The sequence below is a fragment of the Bradyrhizobium sp. genome (assembly GCF_049691595.1).
In the GTDB taxonomy this organism is placed as follows: domain Bacteria; phylum Pseudomonadota; class Alphaproteobacteria; order Rhizobiales; family Xanthobacteraceae; genus Bradyrhizobium.
The window spans coordinates 1-5,427 of sequence record NZ_JBAVNZ010000443.1 but is presented as its reverse complement, the minus strand read 5'-3'; the positions used below and the strand labels follow the sequence as shown (position 1 = coordinate 5,427).

General features: G+C 62.2%; 7 protein-coding genes. All 7 read left to right on the top strand.

The window, feature by feature from the left end:
• Nucleotides 1–701 (top strand): extracellular solute-binding protein (locus WCE35_RS18800; RefSeq protein ID WP_424594831.1); only part of this gene is annotated, 701 nt, incomplete at its 5' end.
• Nucleotides 702–776: 75 nt separating this feature from the next.
• Nucleotides 777–1,649, top strand: coding sequence for a carbohydrate ABC transporter permease (locus tag WCE35_RS18795; protein WP_424594830.1), 873 nt, complete (start codon nt 777–779; stop codon nt 1,647–1,649).
• 1 nt (nt 1,650) lies between these two features.
• Nucleotides 1,651–2,481 carry a carbohydrate ABC transporter permease gene (locus WCE35_RS18790; protein ID WP_424594829.1) on the top strand — a complete coding sequence of 277 codons (831 nt, stop codon included), beginning with the start codon at nt 1,651–1,653 and terminating at the stop codon, nt 2,479–2,481.
• 12 nt (nt 2,482–2,493) lie between these two features.
• The gene (locus tag WCE35_RS18785) at nt 2,494–3,495 is read left to right on the top strand and encodes an ABC transporter ATP-binding protein (protein WP_424594828.1); all 1,002 of its coding nucleotides are present in this window, start codon (nt 2,494–2,496) and stop codon (nt 3,493–3,495) included.
• A complete protein-coding gene (locus WCE35_RS18780) occupies nt 3,492–4,265 on the top strand; it encodes an L-iditol 2-dehydrogenase (protein ID WP_424594827.1) in 774 nt (257 codons plus the stop codon). Before WCE35_RS18785 ends, WCE35_RS18780 begins: the two co-directional genes overlap by 4 nt.
• A 12-nt stretch (nt 4,266–4,277) precedes the next feature.
• Complete coding sequence (locus WCE35_RS18775) at nt 4,278–5,054, top strand: SDR family NAD(P)-dependent oxidoreductase (protein WP_424594826.1); 777 nt, start codon at nt 4,278–4,280, stop codon at nt 5,052–5,054.
• Nucleotides 5,055–5,064: 10 nt separating this feature from the next.
• Nucleotides 5,065–5,427 (top strand): HAD family hydrolase (locus WCE35_RS18770; protein ID WP_424594825.1); only part of this gene is annotated, 363 nt, incomplete at its 3' end.

Sequence of the window (5,427 nt, the reverse complement as noted above, 5' to 3'; positions counted from 1 at the left end):
GGTTCGACGAAAAATGGCGCCCGACATTCGACGGTCCCGAATGGAAAAAGACGCTCGACACCTATCTCGACCTGATGAAAACATCCGGTCCTCCGGGCGCCTCGTCCAACGGATTCAATGAGAACCTTGCCTTGTTCCAGTCGGGCAAGTGCGGCATGTGGATCGACGCAACGGTCGCGGCGTCGTTCGTTTCGGATCCGAAAGCGTCGAAAGTCGCCGACAAGGTCGCTTACGCGCCGGCGCCCTGCGGTTCGACCTGCAAGAATGCCAACTGGCTCTGGGCCTGGTCCCTCGGCATCCCCGCCGGCTCCAAGAAGGCGGACGCCGCGGCGAAGTTCATCGCCTGGGCGACCAGCAAGGAATACACCGCCCTGGTCGCATCGAAGGAAGGCTGGGCCAACGTACCGCCAGGCACCCGCAAGTCGCTCTACGCCAATCCCGACTACAAGAAGGCCGCGCCTTTCGCCGCGATGACGCTTCAAGCCATCGACTCCGCGGATCCGAGCGTCAATGGCAACGACAAGCCGAAGCCCTATGTCGGCGTCCAGTTCGCCGCCATTCCCGAGTTTCAGGGCCTGGGAACCGCGGTCGGGCAGCAGTTCGCGGCCGCTCTGGCCGGGACTTCGACGGCCGATCAGGCGCTCAAGAGCGCGCAGGCGCTGACGATGCGCGAGATGACCAAGGCCGGCTACGTCAAGTAGCCCAGTCGGCGGTCGCCCGTTTTCCGCGGGCGGCCGCCTCGCGCGATCGCAGAATGCGTTTTCGAGGATTTCGTCATGGCGACGCTCCATACCCGCGCCGCGGCGCGTTTGATGATGGCGCCCTCGGTCATCCTGCTCTTCGTGTGGATGATCGTGCCGCTGGCGATGACCCTCTATTTCTCGCTGCTGCACTACAATCTCCTGATGCCCGGCACCGAGAGTTTCATCGGGCTTCAGAATTATTTCTACTTCCTGACCGACCCGGCGTTCCTCGAAGCAATCGGCAATACGCTCGCGCTTGTCGGCGGCGTCCTGCTGATTACCGTGATCGGCGGAATCCTTCTCGCACTGCTGCTTGACCAGCCGTTTGCAGGGCAAGGCGTCGTTCGCCTGCTCGTGATCGCGCCGTTCTTCGTCATGCCGACCGTGACGGCGCTGGTGTGGAAGAACATGTTCATGCATCCGGTCTACGGCCTGTTCGCGTGGATCGCGCGCGGGTTGGGGCTCGAACCGATCGACTGGTTTGCGCATCTTCCCTTGTTCTCGATCGTTTTGATCGTCGCATGGCAGTGGCTGCCGTTCGCGACGCTGATCCTTCTGACCGCGCTGCAGTCGCTCGACGAGGAGCAGAAGGAGGCCGCGGAGATGGACGGCGCGCGCGGCGTATCGCTGTTCGTCAACATCATCCTGCCGCATCTGGCGCGCGCGATCGCCGTCGTCATCCTGATCGAAACGATCTACCTGCTGTCGGTGTTCGCGGAGATCCTGATTACGACGGGCGGCGGTCCCGGCACGCAGAGCACCAATATCACCTATCTCGTCTACGCCCAGGCGCTGCTGCAATACGATATTGGCGGCGCGTCGGCGGGGGGCATCGTCGCCGTCGTGATCGCCAATGTCGTCGCCTTGTTCCTCGTTCGCCTCATCGGCAAGAATCTGGACGCCTGAGATGGCCCGTAGACCCTCGAACCGCCGCCGCGCGCTCGTCACGATCGTTGGCTGGACCGTCGGCCTGTTGATCTTCTTTCCGATCCTGTGGACGTTCCTGACCAGCTTCAAGGCCGAGGGCGACGCCATCGCCTCGCCGCCGACATTTCTGTTCTTCGACTGGACGCTCGAGAACTACGCGGAAGTGCAGAGCCGCTCGAACTATCTCAAGCATGTCCTCAATTCGGTGACGGTCGCATTCGGATCGACATTTCTGGCAATCCTCGTCGCCGTGCCCGCTGCCTGGGCGATGGCCTTCGCACCGACGAAGCGGACGCGGGACATTCTGATGTGGATGCTGTCGACCAAGATGATGCCGCCGGTCGGCGCCTTGATCCCGATCTATCTGCTGTTTCGCGACGGGGGCCTACTCGATTCGCTGCCTGGCCTGGTCTGCGTGCTGATGCTGATCAATCTGCCGATCGTGGTTTGGATGCTTTATACTTATTTCAGGGAAATTCCCGGCGACATTCTCGAAGCGGCGCGGATGGACGGCGCCTCGCTCGGGAAGGAAATCATCTATGTCCTCGCGCCGATGGCCTTGCCGGGCATTGCCTCGACATTGCTGCTCAACATCATACTCGCCTGGAACGAGGCCTTCTGGACGCTCAACCTTACGGCGGCGAATGCGGCGCCGCTCACCGCCTTCATCGCCTCCTATTCGAGTCCCGAAGGACTGTTCTGGGCCAAACTCTCGGCCGCATCCACCCTCGCCATCGCGCCGATCCTGCTTCTTGGCTGGTTCTCGCAGCGCCAGCTCGTGCGCGGGTTGACGTTCGGCGCCGTCAAATAGTCGCGAGAAAACATGGGCAGCATCGCACTCGAAAGCGTTTCCAAGGAATTCGGCGGCATCACCGTCATTCCCGGCCTCGATCTTGCGATTTCCGATGGCGAGTTCGTGGTTTTCGTCGGACCGTCCGGTTGCGGGAAGTCGACGCTGCTGCGCCTGATCGCGGGGCTGGAAGACACCAGCGGCGGACGCATTCTGATAGATGGCGCCGACATGACTCGCACGCCGCCGTCGCAACGCCAGTTGTCGATGGTTTTCCAGTCCTATGCGCTCTACCCGCACATGAGCGTTTACGGCAACATCGCATTTCCACTCCGGATGGCCGGCCGTGACAAGGCTTCGATCGACAGGAAGGTACGCGACGCGGCGGCCACCCTCAACCTCACCGACTATCTCGAGCGCAAGCCGCGGCAGCTCTCCGGCGGTCAACGCCAGCGTGTCGCGATCGGGCGCGCGATCGTCCGCGAGCCCAAGGCGTTCCTGTTTGACGAGCCGCTCTCGAATCTCGACGCGGCGCTGCGCGTGAACATGCGGCTCGAGATCAGCGAACTGCATCAGTCGCTGAAGACGACGATGATCTACGTCACGCACGATCAGGTCGAAGCCATGACGATGGCCGACAAGATCGTGGTTCTGAACAAGGGCAACATCGAACAGGTCGGCTCGCCGCTCGATCTATATCGGGCACCTGCCAACAGATTCGTCGCGGGCTTCATCGGATCGCCACGCATGAATTTCATCGACGGCGCCGAGGCGCAAAAGCATGGCGCCGCAGCGATCGGCGTCAGGCCGGAGCATCTTCATCTGTCGCCAACGGAAGGCTCCTGGCGCGGCAAGGTGGACCTGTCCGAGCATCTCGGTTCAGACACCTTCCTGCATATCGATGTCTCCGGAATCGGCCGGATCACCGCGCGAACCACCGGCGAGTTCTCGGCCGAAAGGGGCGCACCGATTTTTCTCACGCCCGACCAGACGAAGCTCCACCGCTTCGACGTCACCGGCAAGGCCATTCCATGAGACGCCTTGAAGGCAAGTCCGCGCTGATCACCGGTTCTGCGCGCGGCATCGGCCGCGCCTTCGCCGAGGCCTATGTGCGGGAAGGCGCCGCCGTGGCGATCGCCGACATCGACCTTGCGCGCGCGACGACCACCGCCGGCGCCATCGGCGCTTCCGCCTATGCGGTGCATCTCGATGTGACGAACCAGGGTTCAATCGATGCCGCGGTCGCCGCGGTCGAGGCCAAGGCAGGAGGGATCGATATTCTCGTCAACAACGCCGCCCTGTTCGACGCGGCTCCGATCGTCGATATTTCCAGAGCAAGTTTCGACCGCCTGTTCGCGATCAATGTCGGCGGGGTGCTGTTCATGTTGCAGGCGGTCGCGAAATCCATGATCGCGCGCGGCAAGGGCGGTAAGATAATCAATATGGCCAGTCAGGCCGGTCGCCGCGGCGAGGCGCTGGTCGCGGTCTACTGCGCGACCAAGGCGGCCGTCATCAGTCTCACTCAATCCGCCGGGCTGGATCTTGTTCGCCATCGCATCAATGTGAACGCCATCGCGCCCGGCGTCGTCGATGGCGAACACTGGGATAGCGTCGACGCCCTGTTCGCCAAATACGAGAATCGCCCCCGCGGCGAGAAGAAGCGCCTGGTCGGCGAAGCCGTTCCCTATGGTCGCATCGGCCGCGCGGAGGATCTATCGGGCATGGCCATTTTCCTCGCCAGTGCCGAGAGCGATTACATCGTCGCCCAGACCTACAATGTCGACGGCGGCAATTGGATGAGCTGAAAGGATGAAATGATGTATCTCGAAAAGCTGAGGCTCGACGGGCGCGTCGCCGTCGTTACTGGCGGCGGTCAGGGCATTGGCGCCGCCTGTGCGCGCGCATTGGGCGAAGCCGGCGCCACGGTCATGGTCGCCGAGCTTCTGCCGGAACGGATCGAGGCAAGCGTTGACTCGCTCCGCCGGTTGCAGATCGACGCGCACGGCATCACGCTCGACGTGACGAAATCGAAAGATGTCGACCGCGTCGCGGATGAAATCGTCGGCCGCCATGGACGCGTCGACATCCTTGTCAACAACGCCGGCGTCGCCATCAGCGACGTGCGCGCCGAAGACACCAGCGACGAACATTGGCGGCTCCACATGGATGTCAATATCGACGGCCTGTTCTGGTGCTGCCGCGCATTCGGGCGCAAGATGCTTGCGAGAGGCGGCGGCTCGATCGTCAATATCGGTTCGATGTCAGGACTTATCGTCAACAAGCCGCAACCGCAATCGTTCTACAATGCCTCGAAGGCCGCCGTCCATCAGCTCACGCGATCGCTGGCGGCGGAGTGGGGTCAGCGCGGCGTACGCGTCAACGCAGTCGCTCCGACCTATATCGAAACGCCCCTGACTTCTTTCGGCATCAAGGAGAATCCGGACATGTACAAGGTATGGCTCGAGATGACGCCGATGGGTCGCGTTGGGCAGCCGGAAGAGGTCGCCTCGGTGGTGCACTTCCTTGCCTCGGATGCCGCAAGCCTGATGACGGGTGCGATCGTGTCCGTCGACGGTGGATATACGTGCTGGTGATCCGGGTCGGGTGGCCGGCGCCGGGATGTTCGTGAAGCCGAAACTGATTATTTTCGATTGCGACGGCGTGCTGGTTGATAGCGAGCTGATTTCGGCCGAGGTCTGTATCGAGACGCTCGGCGAGGCAGGCATCACAATCCGCCTGGAAGAGGTCTATGAGCGATTTCTGGGACGCAGTCTGGTGTCGATGTCATCGATTCTGGCCGACACCCTCGGCAAGACGATCGGCGATGATGCGCTCAAAATCATGCGCGAAAGGCTCTACGACCGGTTTCGACGACAACTGAAGCCGATCCCCCATGTCGCCGACACGCTCGACGCGCTCGATATTCCGTTCTGCGTCGCATCGTCGAGCCAACCCGAGCGCATTCGC

Bases quoted from the DNA above. Each gene is read 5' to 3' on its own strand.
- WCE35_RS18795 (WP_424594830.1), top strand. From the start codon at position 777: ATGGCGACGCTCCATACCCGCGCCGCGGCGCGTTTGATGATGGCGCCC.
- WCE35_RS18790 (WP_424594829.1), top strand. From the start codon at position 1,651: ATGGCCCGTAGACCCTCGAACCGCCGCCGCGCGCTCGTCACGATCGTT.
- WCE35_RS18785 (WP_424594828.1), top strand. From the start codon at position 2,494: ATGGGCAGCATCGCACTCGAAAGCGTTTCCAAGGAATTCGGCGGCATC.
- WCE35_RS18780 (WP_424594827.1), top strand. From the start codon at position 3,492: ATGAGACGCCTTGAAGGCAAGTCCGCGCTGATCACCGGTTCTGCGCGC.
- WCE35_RS18775 (WP_424594826.1), top strand. From the start codon at position 4,278: ATGTATCTCGAAAAGCTGAGGCTCGACGGGCGCGTCGCCGTCGTTACT.